The sequence below is a fragment of the Haliea sp. genome (genome assembly GCF_041395985.1).
GTDB lineage: Bacteria > Pseudomonadota > Gammaproteobacteria > Pseudomonadales > Halieaceae > Haliea.
On the sequence record NZ_JAWKZJ010000001.1, the window covers coordinates 601,615 to 618,193 of the forward strand.

Genomic DNA, 16,579 nt, shown 5'->3' on the forward strand with positions numbered 1-16,579 from the left:
CATGCTGAAGCAGTTGGTGCGATTTTCCCTGACCCAGCGCCTGTTTGTGTGCGTGGCAGCCCTTGCGCTGGCGGGCCTCGGCCTGCGAGCCTGGCTCGCGCTGCCCATTGATGCCTATCCCGACATCGCGCCGACGCAGGTCAAGGTTATCCTCAAGGTGCCGGGCATGACGGCGGAGGAAATTGAACAGCGGGTCACCTACCCACTGGAAACCGAGCTGCTGGGCATTCCCCGGCAGTCGATGCTGCGTTCCACGACCAAATATGCCATTACCGACATCACGCTGGATTTCGTCGATGGCACGGATATCTACTGGGCGCGGCAACAGGTGAATGAGCGCCTGGCGGGCATTCTTGATGGCCTGCCTTTCCCGGTGGAGGGCGGCCTGGCACCCATGAGCACGCCGCTCAGCGAGATGTTCATGTTTACCATCGAGAATCCCCGACTCTCGCTGCAGGACAAGCGCCAGCTGCTGGAGTGGGAGATCCGTCCGGCGCTGCGCACGGTGGCGGGCGTGGCCGATGTGAACGTGCTCGGCGGCTACGCCAGGACCTACCAGGTCACCCCGCACCCGGTGGTGCTCTCCGAGCTGGGTCTGGGGATCGACGCACTGGAGGCCTCTATTGTCGAGCAGAACCTGAATGCCGGGGTGGGCCGGATCCTGCTCGGCAATGATGTGCTGGTGGTGCGGGTTGAGGGACAGGTGCACTCCCTGGAAGCGCTGCAGGACATTGTGGTGTATTCGGGGCCCGCCGGTGTGTACCGCCTGCGCGACGTGGCCGATGTTGAAATCGGTCATCTGGCGCGTTACGGCGCCGTGACGCGCAATGGCGAGGAAGCGGTGCAGGGCCTGGTGATTGCACTGCGCGACAGCAATACCGGAGCGGTCGTGGACGGCGTCAAGGCGCGCTTGGCCGATCTGGAAAAGACTCTGCCCGCCGGCACCGAGATCAACGTGTTCTATGACCGCGCGCGACTGATCAGCACCGCTATTGGCACCATTTCCAGTGCCCTGTTCCAGGCCATCCTGCTGGTGGTCGCGGTGCTCACCGTATTTCTGGGCAACCTGCGCGCCGCGCTGGTGGTATCGATCTCGCTGCCGTTGGCGGCTCTGGCGACGTTCCTGCTGATGTCTGGCACCGGCCTGACGGCCAACCTCATGAGCCTGGGCGGACTGGTGATCGCCATCGGCATGCTGGTGGACTCCTCTGTGGTGGTGGTGGAGAACACCCTGAGTCGCCTCGACAACAACCCCGGCCTGCCGCGCCTGCATGTGGTGTACCGCGCGGCGCAGGAGGTCGCGCTGCCGGTGGTCGCAGGCACGCTCATCGTGATCATTGTGTTTTCGCCGCTGCTGACCCTGAGTGGACTCGAGGGGAAGCTGTTCACCCCGGTGGCGTTGACCATTGTGTACGCCATGCTGGCCGCGCTGGTGCTGTCGCTGACACTGATCCCGGTCGTGGCGTCGTTGATGCTCGGCACGCACAAGGCGGGAATGCCGCGCTTTATGCTGCGCTTGCAGGCGGCCTACGTCGTGGCGCTGGAGCGGGTTCTGCGGCGGCCGCGCGGCCTGCTGCTCGGCATTGGCGCCCTGCTGGCGGTGAGCGTGGTGTTCCTGTTGCTGATGGGCAAGACCTTCATGCCTGTGCTCGATGAGGGTGATTTGATTGTGCAGCTGGAAAAATCCCCGAGCATTTCGCTGCAGGCCTCGGTGGAGCTCGACCGCCAGGTGGGTGCGGCGTTACTCGCAGGTGTGCCCGAAATTCGCCAGATTGTGACCCGTACCGGCTCCGATGAACTGGGGCTGGATCCCATGGGCCTGAATGAAACAGACGTGTTCATGGAACTGGCACCGACGGATGAGTGGCGCTTTGCCAGTAAAACGGTGCTGGAAGCCGCTGTGCGTGAGGTGCTCGAGGGGTTCCCCGGCATGAACGTCGGCTTCACGCAGCCCATTCAGATGCGGGTGTCGGAAATGTTGACTGGCAGCACCGGTGACGTGACCGTCAAGGTTTACGGTGAAGACCTCGTACGCATTGCGGCCCTGATGCACGACATTGCCCGGGTGATTCCCCGCGTGCAGGGCGCGGTTGACGTGCAGGCCTCGGTGACGGAAGGCGGCAAGTTCCTGAATTTGGAGGTGAAGCCGGAACTGGCGTCAGCCCACGGGCTTACCGTGGAGGGTCTGTCCGGCTATCTGCGCAGCCAGATTGAGGGCGCCGTGATCTCGGAAGTACGCCAGGGTAACCGGCGTATTCCCGTGACGCTGGCGGCCGGTTCACAGTCGGTGGCGGTGCCGGCCACGGTGGCGGACCTGGCTGCGCGCAGCGTGGCCCTGCCCGATGGCAGTCTGGCCACGCTGGGCGATGTGGCCAGCCTCAGCTATGCCGAAGGCCCCCTGTTGATAGAGCGGGAGCGCGGGAGCCGCTTTGGGGTGGTGACGGTCAACGTGGAAGGCCGCGATGTGGTGGGTTTTGTGGAGGAGCTGCGCGAGGTGTTGGCCAGCGACGTCTCCCTGCCTGCCGGTTACCGCCTGGAGTACGGTGGTGAGTTCGAGAACCAGCAGCGCGCCACGCACAACCTGTTGCTGGTGGTGCCGGTGGCCCTGGTACTGATTCTGTTGATCCTGTTTGCCACCTTCGGTTCGATGGCGCTGGCCGGCATCATTCTCGGTAATATTCCGTTTGCCCTGATGGGCGGCGTGATCTCGTTGTACATCAGCGGTGAGTATCTCTCGGTGCCTGCCTCGGTGGGACTCATTGCCCTGCTGGGTGTCGCGGTGCTGAATGGTGTGGTGATGGTCAGTCATTTCCAGCAGCAGGCGCATTTGCCGGGCGCCCTGCCGGCACGCATCTGCGCGGGTGCCAGCCAGCGTCTGCGCCCGGTATTGATGACCGCAACCACAGCGATTTTCGGACTCCTGCCGCTGGTGTTCGCCACCGGCCCGGGCGCCGAGGTGCAGCGCCCTCTGGCCATTGTGGTGGTCGGTGGCCTGCTCACATCCACCGTGACAACGCTGTTCCTTGTGCCGGTGTTGTATCAGTACAGGGAGAAGCTTGTCCATGGATGAACTGCTGGTCATCATGGTGCCGCGGGAGCTGCACGATGAGATGGTGGATGTCTTGATGTCGCTGCCGGACGTGAGCGGGTTTACGGTCGCTGCGGTGAGCGGTTTCAGCCGCGAGCACAGTCGCCTGAGCCTGGCTGAACAGGTGGAGGGCTCGCGCCGTATCAGTCGCTTTGAAGTCCTGCACGCGCCGACCCAGCGCCCGTCGCTACTGACCGCGCTGGCCCCGGTTGCAGGTCGCGACCGGCTGCGCTACTGGGTACAGCCGGTACTGGAGTGCGGCTACATTGGCAGCGATGCCGCAAAGCCGGCGCTAGAGTGACTTGAAGAATACCTTGGAATTGCGCTGCAGGTTGTAAAGCGCCTGTTTCTGCGCCGGCAGTGCATCCCGCGAACGCTCTTCAAACCCCTGTTCCAGAAACCAGTGGGCGGTCTGTGTTGTGAGCACAAACACCCGGTCCAGCCCAAGCAACCGCGCCTCGCGTTCTATTTCCTGCAGCAGGCGCTGGCCACGTTGTCCACCCCGGTAGTCGGGATGGGAGACGATGCAGGCCACTTCTCCGCAGTTTTCCTCGGGAAACGGGTAGAGCGCCGCGCAGGCAATAATGCGCCCGTCGCGTTCAATAATGCGGAACTGGCGGATCTCGTTTTCGAGCAGTTCACGCGAGCGCTTGACCAGGACGCCCTCGCGTTCCAGCGGTTCGATCAGCTCAAGGATGCCGCCGACATCATCGATACTGGCACTGCGTGTCTGCTCGTAATCGTCCTTGGCGACCAGCGTGCCATTGCCGTCGTGGGTGAACAGCTCCTCCAGTAGCGCACAGTCATCCCGGTAACTGATGATATGGCAGCGCGACACGCCGGCCATGCAGGCACGTCGAGCGGTGGCCAGCAATTTTGCCTGTTCGGCATCCTGCCCCTGGATACCCGCTATGCTGGCGACCGTAAGCTGGCGCAGCAGGGCACCGTCGCTGCCGGCAATGCCGGCGGCACTGCCGAACAATACCAGCTTGTCGGCACCGATCCCCGCGGCGCAGTGCACGGCAATGTCCTCCAGCATGAGGTTGAAAATTTCTCCGGTCGGCGAATAGCCGAGGGGCGACAGCAGCACAATGGAGCCGGCGGCGAGTTGCTGCTGGATGCCGGCGCTGTCGATGCGCCGCACCCGTCCGGTGTGCTGGTAGTCGACCCCATCCACCACACCCAGTGGCCGGGCGGTGACGAAATTGCCGGAACAGACGCGCATGCGCGCACCCTGCATCGGTGAATTGGGCAGGCCCATGGAGAGCAGTGCCTCGATCTGTGCCCGCAGTGATGCCGCGGCATCTGTCACATGGTGCATACTGGCACTGTCGGTGATGCGCATATCATCGTGGAAGCGGCTCTCGATCCCCGCCGCGGCCAGTCGGCTGTCAATCTGCGGACGATTGCCATGCACCAGAACCAGCCGCACACCGAGACTGTGCAGCAACGCCAGGTCGTGGAGGATGGTGGGAAAGTTGGAGTCCTGTGCAGCATCACCCCCCAGCATCAGGACAAAGGTCCGGTTCCGGTGGGTGTTGATGTAGGGCGCCGTATTCCTGAACCAGCGAATATGGCTGCGGCCTGGGGTGGTCACGTGGCGGCTTCCGTTTTATCAGTAATGTTCGTGCGTCAAGAGTACCCAATGCGGGCGGTGGCGACTAATGCAAATTTTCACGGTGGGGCCGCCCCGCCCGTTACAGGCAGTAGTGCGCGATGCAGGACTGCAGCAGGTCCACGCAGGGTCGTATCTGGCTCAGTTCCAGATATTCATCGGGCTGGTGGGCCCGGTCGATGGATCCCGGGCCCATGATGATGGTCTCCATGCCCATGGACTGCAAAAAGGGGGCCTCGGTGGCGAAACCCACGGCGGTCGCACTGTGGCCGGTGAGCTTCTCCGCCAACCTCACGAGGTCGCTGTGTGCGGCCTGTTCAAAGGGCGGTACGGGCTCCACCAGCGAGCGCAGCGCAATGCCGGCCCCGCGCGCCTGTGCCAGGGTCTGCAGGCGCTGCTGTAGCTGTTCGCGAACCCCTGCGGCAGCCGCGGAGGGGGTCAGGCGCAGGTCGAAGTGCAGTTCACAGCGTCTGCAGATGCGGTTCGGGCTGTCGCCGCCGTGTATGCAGCCCAGATTGAGGGTGGGAAAGGCCACGTCGAAGGCGCTGTTGGCGTGCTCCGCAGCCAGCTCCCGCCGGAACTGCATGAGTTCACCCACCATTTCATGCATCACATCAATGGCGTTGAGACCCAGCGCGGGGTTGGAGGAGTGGCCCGCGAGACCGGTGATCTCGATGGCCTCCATCATGATGCCCTTGTGCAAACGTACCGGCTGCAGCGAGGTGGGCTCGCCGATAATGGCGGCGCGGGCCCGCGGCCGTCCTGCAGCGGCGAGGGCCCGGGCGCCGTCCATCGAGCTTTCCTCGTCGGCGGTGGCGAGTATGATCAGCGGCTGCTGCAGTGTCTTGCCCGCAAACGCGCTGGCAGCGGCGATGGCGATGGGGAAAAAACCTTTCATGTCGGTACTGCCCAGGCCGTACAGACGCTGGTCGCGTTCGGTGAGCTGCAGCGGGTCTGAGCGCCAGCGCCCCTCATCAAAGGGTACGGTGTCGGTGTGGCCGGCCAGGACCAGGCCGCCCGGGCCGCTGCCAAGTGTGGCAATCAGGTTGGCTTTACGCCCATCGGCTGATACATCCATGATTTCCGTGCGAAACCCCAGCGCTTCGAGCCACCCGGCCAGCAACTCGATGACCGCCCGATTGCCCTGGTCCCAGGACGGATCGGTTGAGCTGACGGAGGGCGTGCCGACAAGCGCGCGCAGCTGGCTGATGATCTGTTTGTCTGGCTGTGACATGGCGCGGCTGCCTGCTGTTGCCCGGAGAGGGTCGGCTGACGGTAGCGGCGGGCACTGACGGAGTCAATCAGTGCCCGGGGAAAGGACTCAGCCGAAGATGCCCTTGAAGGTGAAGAAGAAGATGATGGATAACCCGGCACCCGCGGGCAGCGTGATGATCCAGGACATGAAGATGGTGCCGATGGTGCGCAGGTTCAGCGCAGCAATGCCGCGCGCGAAGCCTACCCCGAGGATGGCGCCCACCAGGGTGTGTGTGGTGGAGATCGGCAGCCCGGTGCCGGAAGCCAGTACCACGGTGGAGGCCGCGCCCAGTTCCGCGGCAAACCCGCGACTCGGCGTGAGCTCGGTGATTTTGCGCCCTACGGTCATGATCACTTTCCAGCCGTAGGTTGCGAGGCCCACCACGATACCCAGCGCGCCGACCAGCAGGATCCACCAGGGCAGCGGCGCCTGGGAGGCGATCATGCCGCCCGACAGCACGGTATTCGCCACGGCGGCCAGCGGCCCTACGGCATTGGCGACATCGTTGGAGCCGTGGGCGAAGGCCATCGCGCAGGCGGTGAAGATCATCAGGATACCGAATACCCGCTCCACGCTGGCGAAGCGATGCTGCTCGTTGGGCACGTACTTCACCCGGCTGACCAGGAAGCCGCCCAACGCCGCGACCAGCAGGCCGATCAGGAATGACAGGGGGACGGCGTTGGCGAACTTGGAGCCCAGCCCGAGGTCCATTTCCACGCCGATATGCTTCAGGCCCTTGAGCAGGGTGACCATGGAGATCATGAAGCCGACCATCCACATATAAATGGGGATGAAGCGCTTGGCGCGCTGAAAGGGATCTTCGGTGTCGAGAATGAGGATTTTCACGCTCATGAACAGGGCAAAGGATATCGTGCCGGCGAGCAGCGGCGACACCAGCCAGCTGGCGGCGATGGTGCCCACCTTTTCCCAGTGCACGGCGTCCATGCCGATACCCACCGCGGCGAAGCCGACAATGGCGCCGACAATCGAGTGGGTCGTGGAGACCGGCCAGCCCTTGATGCTGGCGATCATCAGCCAGGTGCCGGCCGCAAGCAGTGCTGACAGCATGCCGTACACCATCAACTCCGGCCTGCCGGACATCGACTCGGCATCAATAATGCCCTGGCGAATGGTGGCGGTGACCTCACCTCCGGCCAGATAGGCGCCCAGAAATTCGAACACCATGGCGACGAGAATGGCCTGCTTGATGGTCAGGGCCTTTGACCCCACCGAGGTGCCCATGGCGTTGGCCACGTCGTTGGCGCCGACCCCCCAGGCCATGAAGAACCCGAACATGCAGGCCAGTATCAGAAGCAGCGTGCCGTGTTCCGTGATGATTTCCATGCGCTTGTCCTATTTCGCCATCAGTATCTGCAGCCTGTGACCCACCCGCTCGGCGGAGTCGGCCAGACCTGCGAGCAATTCGATCACCTTGTAATAGAACATCACATCCACCGCGTAGAGCTTTCTCTCCAGCTTGAACAGCTTGCCGCGCAGCGCTTTGGACTGCTTGTCGGTGCGCCCCTCAAGCTTGTCCAGCTCCTTGATCAGGCCCTCTACCCGCACGACTTCGCGGCCGGTGAAGCCCACTTCCAGCAGTTCGTCCAGCTCGCGAATCGCCACCAGGGCCTGCTCGCAGGTTGCCGTGCAGGCGCGGACGAATTCCAGCAGGTGTTTTTCCAGTTTGTCGGGAAAGCGCATTTCGCGCCCCAGCATCAGGCCGGCAACGTCTTTTGCCGTATTTGCCACGTGGTCCTGAATGGTGACCAGTTCCAGCAGGTCAGTGCGCGGAACCGGCAGGAACAGGCTGTTGGGCAGGTGCCGGCGCACGGAGCGTTTGAGCTTGTCGGCGGCCTCCTCGGCCTCCCCGATGCGCTTGAAAATATCCTCCGCCAGTTTCCAGTCGTCATTCTGTGCGGCTTCGACAAATGCCGGGAGAAGCTGGGCGGCATCGTTCGCTACCTGCATATGCTCCTGGATCGGCCCGATCGGAGACCGGCCAAAGAGGCTGCTGAGCGGGTTCGAGCTGGGCATCGGGTGCTCTCCTGTGTGGAAGGCGCGAAGTATAGGTGAGGCTGCCTCTCCTGTCACACCGGCCGGCGCGCAGCGCTCACCGCCTGTGCTAGCATGCATGCAGGATGCCTACCGTCAGCAGAGAGTTGCCGCACCATGACCGCCAACGTCAGCCCTGAATACGCAGAAAGATCACTCGAGCTGCATGTTCTGGCCGGAGAACTGTTCACTGCGGGCCGCGTCTCGGCAGCGGATCGCGACCGGCTGCTCAAGGTCAACGTGGGCAGCATTCACCCGCTGGTCTACCTCGCTGAGCAGAAACTGGTTGACGCCGCGTCCCCCGGAGAGATTCTGGATATGGCGGCGCTGCTGTCCTGGCTGAGCCAGCGCACCGGCCAGGCCGTGTACGACATCGACCCCCTGAAAATCAATGTCAGCGCCGTGGCGGAGGTGATGTCCCGTGAGTTTGCGCGCCGCCACCGGATTCTGGCGGTGGAGGTGAACGCCGACGATGTGGTGATTGCCAGCGCAGAGCCCTGGATCCGTGGCTGGGAACGCAACCTCGAGCACGTCCTGCGCAAACCCATTCGGCGCGTGCTGGCAGACCCCCGCGACATTACCCGGCACACCGCCGAGTTCTATAGCATGGCGCGCTCGGTGCGCGGCGCTCGGCACAGCGGGGCGACCCACGGCGCCGCGCCGGGGGTGACCAATCTGGAGCAGATGCTGGAACTGGGCGCCATGCACGAGCTCGACGCCAACGACCAGCACGTCGTCACCATTGTCGACTGGCTGCTGCAGTACGCTTTTGAACAGCGGGCGTCCGATATTCACATCGAGCCCCGGCGCGAGGTGGGTCATGTGCGCTTCCGTATCGACGGTGTGCTGCACAACGTGTACGAGTTGCCGGCGCAGGTGTGCGCAGCGGTCACCAGCCGTATCAAGATTCTTGGTCGCATGGATGTGGCAGAGAAACGCCGTCCCCAGGACGGTCGTCTGAAAACCCGCTCGCCGCAGACGGGCGGCGAGGTGGAGCTGCGCCTGTCGACCTTGCCCACCGCGTTTGGCGAAAAGCTGGTCATGCGGATATTCGATCCGGAGCTGCTGCAGAAGAGCTTTGCCCAGCTGGGTCTGGAGGATGAGGATCTGCAGCGCTGGCAGCTGATGACCTCACACGGAAATGGCATCGTGCTGGTCACCGGGCCGACCGGTTCGGGCAAGACCACCACGCTGTACTCCACGCTGCGCCGCCTCGCCACCTCGGAGGTCAACGTCTGCACCATTGAGGATCCCATCGAAATGGTGGAGGACAGCTTCAACCAGATGCAGGTGAACCACGGCATCAAACTGGATTTTTCCACCGGGGTACGCGCGCTCATGCGCCAGGACCCGGACATCATCATGGTTGGCGAGATTCGCGACCTGGAAACCGCCCACATGGCGGTACAGGCGGCGCTCACCGGGCACCTGGTGCTGTCCACCCTGCATACCAACGACTCCCCCGGTTCTGTAGCGCGCCTCATGGAGCTGGGGTTGCCGGCCTATCTCATCAAAGCCACGCTGCGCGGCATCATGTCGCAGCGTCTGGTACGCGTGCTCTGCACGGAGTGCAAGGTGCTCGAACCGGTGGATAAAGACGCCTGGGAGCAGTTGGTGCACCCGTTCCCGCTGACCCCGCCTGCGCAGGTGGCGCGCCCCGTAGGGTGCCGCGCCTGCCGGGAGACGGGCTACAGCGGCCGCCAGGGTATTTACGAATTACTGGTCAACAGTCCCGCGCTGGCCGCCTGTATTGTCCCCGACATGGAAGCCCGCAAGGTGCGTGAAGTGGCCATGTCCGAAGGCATGCGTACGCTGCGGCTGGCCGGTGCCGCGCGGGTGGCCTCGGGCCAGACCACGATTGAGGAAGTGATGCGCGTCGCCCCGCTGTTCGACGCCTGAACCGCCAACGGAAGCTTGTTACGGATGATCGATACCCATGCCTTGACCCCGGGACTGGCAGCAGCGGCAACAACCGCCTGGCAGCGCATACAGGACCACCCCGACAAAGAGGCTGCGGCACGCCTGCAGGCCGCGGTTGCCGAGCGGCAGGCAGAGCTCGCGGCGCCCCTCGCCCGGGTGCTGGCCTGCAGCCCCTTCGTTGCGGAGACCGTGCGCCGCCGGCCAGCGGTGCTGACGGAGCTCATTGAGTCCGGGCTCTTGCAGCGCACCCTGCACCCGGGCGAGTTGCGGGCGGAGCTGCGTCAGTGGCTGGCGGCTCCCGGGGCGGAATTGAATCCCGTACTGCGGCGCTTCCGGCAGCGGCATATGCTGCGCATCGTCTGGCGCGATTTCTGTCGCAGCGCCGACACCCTGGAAACCGTCGGTGACACCTCGTCGCTGGCGGAGTCCTGCATTGTGCTGGCGCAGGAGCACCTGGCGGCGCAGCTGCAGGCGCGCTTTGGCACGCCCAGAAGCGCCCGCGATGGCGAGCCGCAGGAGCTTATTGTGATTGCGATGGGCAAACTGGGGGCCCGCGAGCTCAACGTTTCATCGGATATCGATCTCATTTTCGCTTTTCCGGAGGCGGGCGAGACCGATGGCGAACGTCGATCCATCAGCAATGCGGAGTTCTTTACCAAACTCGGCCAGGGCCTGATCAACGCTCTTGACCAGGTCACCGCAGAGGGTTTCGTGTTCCGTGTCGACATGCGCCTGCGGCCCTACGGTGAGAGCGGCTCCCTGGCAGTGAATTTTGCGGCGCTGGAAGAGTATTACCAGGATCAGGGGCGCGACTGGGAGCGCTACGCCCTGATCAAGGCGCGCCCCATCAGCGGCGACCCGCAGCGCGGTGCGGAGCTGATGGATATGCTGCGACCCTTCGTGTTCCGCCGCTACGTGGATTTCGGCGTGATCGAAAGCCTGCGCGGCATGAAGCAGATGATCAACAGCGAGGTACGTCGCCGCGGCCTGCAGGACGACGTCAAGCTGGGCCACGGCGGCATTCGTGAGGTGGAGTTCATCGCCCAGTGTTTCCAGCTGATTCGCGGTGGCCGCGACCTGGCGCTGCAGCAGCGCGAGCTGCTGTTGATTCTGGAAGAACTGTGTACGCTGGGTTGCCTGCCGGCTGAGGCGGTGTTCGAGCTGCGCGCTGCCTACCTGTTCCTGCGCGATAGCGAGCATGCTATCCAGGGGTATCTGGACCAGCAGACGCAGGCCCTGCCGACCGACGCACTGCAGCAGCAGGCCATGGCAACGGTAATGGGCTGCACGGACTGGGGGGCCTATCTCGCGGCGCTGGCGGCGCACCGCAGCCGCGTCGCGGAACACTTCCGCGACCTGATTGCCGACCCCGAGGACGAGGCCGGTGCCGCTGCCGACGACCTTCCAGCCTGGGGCGAGGACCTGACCGCTGAGATGCTGGCGGAGCTGGGGTATCGCGCGGCGACCGACAGTCTGGCACAGCTGCAGGCACTGCACGCCAGCAGCCGCGTCGCGACGCTGCAGGCCGAGGGGCGTGAGCGCCTGCAACAGTTCATGCCACGCCTTTTGCTGGCCTGTGCGGAGGCCGCAGACCCGGATCGCGCCCTGCAGCGAATTTTGCCGCTGGTCAATGCGGTGCTGCGCCGCAGCGCCTATCTGGCGCTGCTGCTGGAGAATCCCCCTGCGCTTGCCGACCTGGTGTTGCTCTGCGATGCCAGCCCCTGGATTGCCGAGCAGTTGCAGCGGCACCCGGTATTGCTGGATGAACTGCTGGACAGGGCCAGCCTGTATACCGCACCCGACAAGTCACGCCTTGCGGACGCCCTGCGCCAGCAGGTTGCGCGTCTGCAGCCGGATGACCTCGAAGGGCAGATGGACGCACTGCGCTATTTCAAGGCCGCACATGTGTTGCGTGTGGCGGCCAGTGAGGTGGTTGGGCGCCTGCCGCTGATGCAGGTGAGCGACAAACTGACGTGGATCGCGGAAGTGATTCTGGAGCAGGTGCTGGCGGTAGCCTGGAGCGACCTTACTGCGCGGTTTGGCGAGCCGTCACGCAACAGCACGGGCACCGGTTTCGCGGTGTTTGGCTACGGCAAGCTGGGTGGCATCGAACTCAGTTACAGCTCCGACCTCGATCTGGTCTTCATCTTCGATGCCGACTCGCAGGGCGTCACCAACGGCGAGCGCAGCATTGATAACGTGCGTTTCTACACCCGTCTCGGTCAGCGCGTCATTCATATTCTGGAAACACGCATGGCCATGGGCCAACTCTATGAAGTGGATATGCGCCTGCGCCCCTCCGGTGCTTCGGGCCTGCTGGCGACGTCCCTGAAAGGCTTCCGCAGCTACCAGGAAGACAGCGCCTGGACCTGGGAACACCAGGCGCTGGTGCGCGCACGGCATGTTGCGGGCGATCCGGCGGTGGCCGCCGGGGTGGATGCCGTGCGCCGGGCGATCCTGGAGCGGGAGCGCGACACCCATGCGCTGGCGGCGGAAGTGGTGGCGATGCGCACGCGCATGCGCCGCGAACTTTTGCCCGCGCAGCTCCCCGAGGGCGAGGATTTCGACCTGAAACAGAGCGCCGGAGGTATCGTTGATATTGAATTTATGGTGCAATATGCGGTTCTGGCGTGGTCTCACCGCGTGCCTGAACTGGTGCGCTGGTCGGACAACATTCGCATTCTGGAAACCCTGGCACGTGCCGGCCTGCTCAGCGAGGAAGAGAGCAGCACCCTGGTGCAGGCGTATCTGGCGTTCCGGTCTGCCGCCCACCAGCTGGCCCTGCAACAATTGCCCGGCCGGGTCGATGGCGCGCAGTACCGCGAACAGCGGGCCAGCGTGGAAGCCGTGTGGCAGCGCCTTTTTCCGGCGCAGTCAGGATCAACCGAGCAGCAGGACTGAACATGAGCGCAGTACCCAATTTTGCAGACCGCGACGGGGTCATCTGGATGGACGGCGAACTGGTGCCGTGGCGTGAAGCCAAGGTCCACGTGCTGACCCATACCTTTCACTACGGCCTTGGCGTGTTCGAGGGTGTGCGTGCCTACCACACCCCCGACCGCGGCACCTGCATCTTCCGGCTTGAAGAACACACCAACCGGCTGTTCCGCTCGGCGCACATCCTGGGCATGGACATGCCCTACGACAAGGCTACGCTGAACGAAGCCCAGCGCACCGTGGTGCGGGAAAACAAGCTCACCGAAGGCTACCTGCGGCCCATGTGCTTCCTGGGCTCGGAGGGCATGGGTCTGCGCGCCGACAAGCTGCGCACGCATGTCATGGTGGCCGCCTGGGAGTGGCCCTCCTACATGGATCCGGAAGCCCGTGATCGCGGCATCAAGGTGCGGACCTCCTCGTTCACACGCCATCACGTCAATATCACCATGTGCAAGGCCAAGGCCAACGGCAACTACATCAATTCGATGCTGGCGCTGCGTGAAGCACTGGACAGTGGCGCCGAAGAAGCCTTGATGCTCGACAATGAAGGCTACGTGGCGGAAGGCAGCGGCGAGAACGTATTCGTTGTCCGCGACAACCAGATCTTTACCCCGGACCTCACCTCCTGCCTCGACGGTATCACGCGCAACACCGTGTTTGCCCTTGCCGCTGAGCTCGGTTACCAGATTCGTGAGCGACGCATCACGCGCGATGAGGTGTACATCGCGGACGAGGCCTTTTTTACGGGCACGGCGGCGGAAGTTGTTCCTATCCGCATGCTCGACGGGCGCAAGATCGGCAGCGGCGTGCGTGGCCCGGTGACCGAAAAGCTGCAGGCCATGTATTTTGACTCGGTGCGCGGCAACCGCCCGCAACATCCCGAATGGTTGACGCCGGTCGCCTAGGCGACTGGCTGCGAACCCGTGCCGGAGCATACGCCACAGCCTCCCGCCGTGACCGAGGGCCAGCTGGACGATGGCATTTTCTATCGTCACTGGCCCGCCAGCGGTCCCGCAAGGGGCGTTATTCTGCTGGCCCATGGCCTCGGCGAGCACAGCGGGCGCTACGAGCACTTTGCGGCCTTCTTCACCCGCAGCGGCTATGCGGTGGTCGCCCCGGACCATGTGGGCCATGGGCGCTCTCCGGGCCGCCGGGCGCATGTGCAGCAATTCGCCGATTACCTGCAGCCGCTCCTGACCCTGCGCAGCCGCATTGATGACTGGTATACGGGTCTTCCCTGTTTCCTGCTCGGGCACAGCCTGGGTGGCCTGATCGCCTCGCGACTGTTGCTTGACGCACAGTCGCGCTTTGCCGGCGCGGCGCTCTCCGGGCCTGCACTGGCCGTGGCTGAGCCCCCGCCCGGTCCACTGTTGCTGCTGAACCGTCTGTTGGCCTGGCTCTGGCCCAGCCTGGGCATGCTCAAGCTCGATGCCAGCCAGGTGAGCCGGGATCCGCAGGTGGTGGCGGCCTACGAGGCAGACCCTCTGGTGCACCACGGCAAAGTGAGTGCTCGCCTGGTGCGGGAACTGTTTGCGACTATGGCGGTGGTCAATGCCCGCGCGGCTGAAATCACCCTGCCGCTGTTGATCATGCACGGCGAGGCCGACGTTATGACAGCGCCCGCCGGCTCCAGCGATTTCAGCGCCCGGGTGGGGTCCAGCGATGTCACGCTGCGCCTGTATCCCGGCCTGTACCATGAAATCTTCAACGAGCCGGAGCAGGAGCAGGTATTTGCCGAGCTGGCCGCCTGGATGCAAGCCCGGGCGTGACAGCAACGGCCCTGATCACCGGCGCTGCGGGTCAGCTGGGCCGCGAGCTGCAGGCGACGGCACCGCCGGGCCTGCGCATCGTGGCGCTGGACCGCGGCAGGCTGGACATCACCGACCCCGAGGCAGTGCGCCGCGTGTTTGCCGAGCAGCGTCCCGATGTGGTGCTGAATGCGGCTGCCTATACTGCGGTGGATCGCGCCGAGGAAGAAGAGGCGCTGGCCCTGGCTGTCAACGCTGACGGGCCTGGCCACCTTGCCGCGGCCTGCGCCAGTACCGGCACGGCGCTGATTCACGTGTCCACCGACTTTGTGTTTGCCGGCGATTCCGGCCATCCCTACCTGCCGGATGCCCCGACGGGGCCGCTGGGCGCCTACGGGCGCAGCAAGCTGGCCGGCGAGCGGTCGGTGCAACGCGCTCATCCGCGCGCCCTGATTGTGCGCACGGGCTGGGTCTACTCCTGTTTCGGCGGCAATTTCGTGAAGACCATGCTGCGCCTGATGCGTGAGCGCGACACCCTGTCGGTGGTCTGCGACCAGGTGGGCACGCCGACCTGGGCCCGAGGCCTGGCCGAAGCCCTCTGGGCAGCGGTCGAGCAGCCGCTGCTGCAGGGTATCTACCACTGGAGTGACGCGGGGGTCTGCAGCTGGTATGACTTCGCCGTCGCGATCGCTGAGGAAGCGCAATCCCTGGGGTTGTTACAGCGCCTGCCGGAGGTACGGCCTATTCCAGCCAGCGACTACCCGACGCCGGCGCAGCGCCCGGCCTGCAGCGTGCTCGACAAGCAGTCCAGCTGGGCCGCGCTGCAGCGTGTACCGCCGCACTGGCGGGTGCAGCTGCGCAGCATGCTGCAGGCTTTGAAGGAGTCCGCCGATGCCTAGATCGCTGCTGGTCACCGGCGGTGCCGGCTTTATCGGTGCCAATTTCCTGCACTACTGGCGCCGCCAGTACCCCGAGGACGCGCTGCTGGCGCTGGACGCCCTGACCTACGCCGGCAACCGGGCCAATCTCGCTGCACTGGAGGGGCAGGCCCGGTTTCATTTTGTGCACGGCAATATTTGTGACCAGCCGTTGGTGGAGAAGCTGCTGCGCGAGCACCGGGTGGACACGCTGGTGCATTTCGCCGCCGAGAGCCACGTGGACCGATCCATCAGTGGCCCGGACGCGTTTATCGAAACCAATGTCCTTGGCACCCACAGCCTGCTGAAGGCCGCGCGCGCCGTATGGCTGGGCGGCCCGGGTGTCGCGGAACACCGTTTTCATCACGTCTCGACCGACGAAGTGTATGGATCGCTTGCCCCGGACGCTCCGGGGTTTCACGAGGCGCAGCAGTACCAGCCGAATTCGCCCTATTCGGCGAGCAAGGCCGCGTCCGATCATCTGGTGCGCGCCTACCACCACACCTATGGCCTGCAGGTGACCACCAGCAACTGCTCGAACAATTACGGTCCCTGGCATTTCCCGGAAAAGCTGATCCCGCTATGTCTTACCAATGTGCTGCGCGGTCGCCCGCTACCGGTGTACGGTGACGGCAGCAATATCCGCGACTGGCTGTACGTGGAAGACCATTGCCGTGGCATCGAGCTGGTGCTGCGGGGGGGCGCGGTGGGTGAGAGCTACAACATCGGCGGCAACAATGAATGGCACAACCTGGCCATTGTGGAATTGCTCTGCGACCAGCTCGACCAGCGCTTTGCCGCCGATCCCACGCTGGCTGTGCGCTTTCCGGATGCGCCCGCAGCGCGTGGCGCCAGCGCGCGCAGCCTGATCCACTTTGTCGCAGATCGCGCCGGCCACGACTGGCGCTATGCCATTGATGCCAGCCGTATCACCGCCGAGCTGGGTTATGTGCCGCAGGAGACCTTTGAGACCGGTATTGCGCGCACGATCGACTGGTATCTGGGCAACGAGCCCTGGTGGCGCCCGCTGCTCTCCGCCTGAGGCGT

Annotated in this window: 12 protein-coding genes; 8 read left to right on the top strand and 4 right to left on the bottom strand. The window is 64.4% G+C overall.

Annotated elements, in window-relative coordinates; genetic code table 11:
- Nucleotide 1: 1 nt before the first annotated feature.
- Nucleotides 2–3,070 carry an efflux RND transporter permease subunit gene (locus tag R3E49_RS02745; protein WP_371293637.1) on the top strand — a complete coding sequence of 1,023 codons (3,069 nt, stop codon included), beginning with the start codon at nucleotides 2–4 and terminating at the stop codon, nucleotides 3,068–3,070.
- Complete coding sequence (locus tag R3E49_RS02750; RefSeq protein ID WP_371293638.1) at nucleotides 3,063–3,389, top strand: DUF3240 family protein; 327 nt, start codon at nucleotides 3,063–3,065, stop codon at nucleotides 3,387–3,389. Before R3E49_RS02745 ends, R3E49_RS02750 begins: the two co-directional genes overlap by 8 nt.
- Here the strand turns inward: R3E49_RS02750 and argA are convergent.
- The 4 genes from argA to R3E49_RS02770 all read right to left on the bottom strand — a co-directional run bounded on the left by argA (nucleotide 3,381) and on the right by R3E49_RS02770 (nucleotide 7,992).
- Entirely contained in the window at nucleotides 3,381–4,685 is a 1,305-nt protein-coding gene (gene argA / locus R3E49_RS02755) for an amino-acid N-acetyltransferase (RefSeq protein ID WP_371293639.1), read from the bottom strand. The genes R3E49_RS02750 and argA overlap by 9 nt on opposite strands.
- 100 nt (nucleotides 4,686–4,785) lie before the next feature.
- Nucleotides 4,786–5,937 carry an acetylornithine deacetylase gene (argE, locus tag R3E49_RS02760; RefSeq protein ID WP_371293640.1) on the bottom strand — a complete coding sequence of 384 codons (1,152 nt, stop codon included), beginning with the start codon at nucleotides 5,935–5,937 and terminating at the stop codon, nucleotides 4,786–4,788.
- Between the two features lie 87 nt (nucleotides 5,938–6,024).
- Entirely contained in the window at nucleotides 6,025–7,302 is a 1,278-nt protein-coding gene (locus tag R3E49_RS02765) for an inorganic phosphate transporter (protein WP_371293641.1), read from the bottom strand.
- Between the two features lie 9 nt (nucleotides 7,303–7,311).
- Entirely contained in the window at nucleotides 7,312–7,992 is a 681-nt protein-coding gene (locus tag R3E49_RS02770; RefSeq protein WP_371293642.1) for a TIGR00153 family protein, read from the bottom strand.
- Nucleotides 7,993–8,127: 135 nt separating this feature from the next.
- On the opposite strand from R3E49_RS02770, the gene R3E49_RS02775 reads away from it, so the two are divergent.
- Genes R3E49_RS02775 through rfbB form a run of 6 tightly spaced genes read left to right on the top strand, consistent with a single transcriptional unit; the run spans nucleotide 8,128 to nucleotide 16,574 of the window.
- Nucleotides 8,128–9,909 (top strand): GspE/PulE family protein, encoded by a 1,782-nt coding sequence (locus tag R3E49_RS02775; RefSeq protein ID WP_371293643.1) that lies wholly within the window; start codon nucleotides 8,128–8,130, stop codon nucleotides 9,907–9,909.
- A 24-nt stretch (nucleotides 9,910–9,933) separates the two neighbouring features.
- The gene (glnE, locus tag R3E49_RS02780; protein ID WP_371293644.1) at nucleotides 9,934–12,831 is read left to right on the top strand and encodes a bifunctional [glutamate--ammonia ligase]-adenylyl-L-tyrosine phosphorylase/[glutamate--ammonia-ligase] adenylyltransferase; all 2,898 of its coding nucleotides are present in this window, start codon (nucleotides 9,934–9,936) and stop codon (nucleotides 12,829–12,831) included.
- 2 nt (nucleotides 12,832–12,833) lie between these two features.
- The gene (locus R3E49_RS02785; protein WP_290741106.1) at nucleotides 12,834–13,772 is read left to right on the top strand and encodes a branched-chain amino acid transaminase; all 939 of its coding nucleotides are present in this window, start codon (nucleotides 12,834–12,836) and stop codon (nucleotides 13,770–13,772) included.
- 18 nt (nucleotides 13,773–13,790) lie between these two features.
- Complete coding sequence (locus R3E49_RS02790) at nucleotides 13,791–14,636, top strand: lysophospholipase (RefSeq protein ID WP_371293645.1); 846 nt, start codon at nucleotides 13,791–13,793, stop codon at nucleotides 14,634–14,636.
- The gene (gene rfbD / locus R3E49_RS02795) at nucleotides 14,633–15,514 is read left to right on the top strand and encodes a dTDP-4-dehydrorhamnose reductase (protein WP_371293646.1); all 882 of its coding nucleotides are present in this window, start codon (nucleotides 14,633–14,635) and stop codon (nucleotides 15,512–15,514) included. Before R3E49_RS02790 ends, rfbD begins: the two co-directional genes overlap by 4 nt.
- Nucleotides 15,507–16,574: a dTDP-glucose 4,6-dehydratase gene (gene rfbB, locus R3E49_RS02800; RefSeq protein WP_371293647.1), complete on the top strand. Its 1,068-nt coding sequence runs from the start codon at nucleotides 15,507–15,509 to the stop codon at nucleotides 16,572–16,574. Before rfbD ends, rfbB begins: the two co-directional genes overlap by 8 nt.
- Nucleotides 16,575–16,579 lie beyond the last annotated feature (5 nt).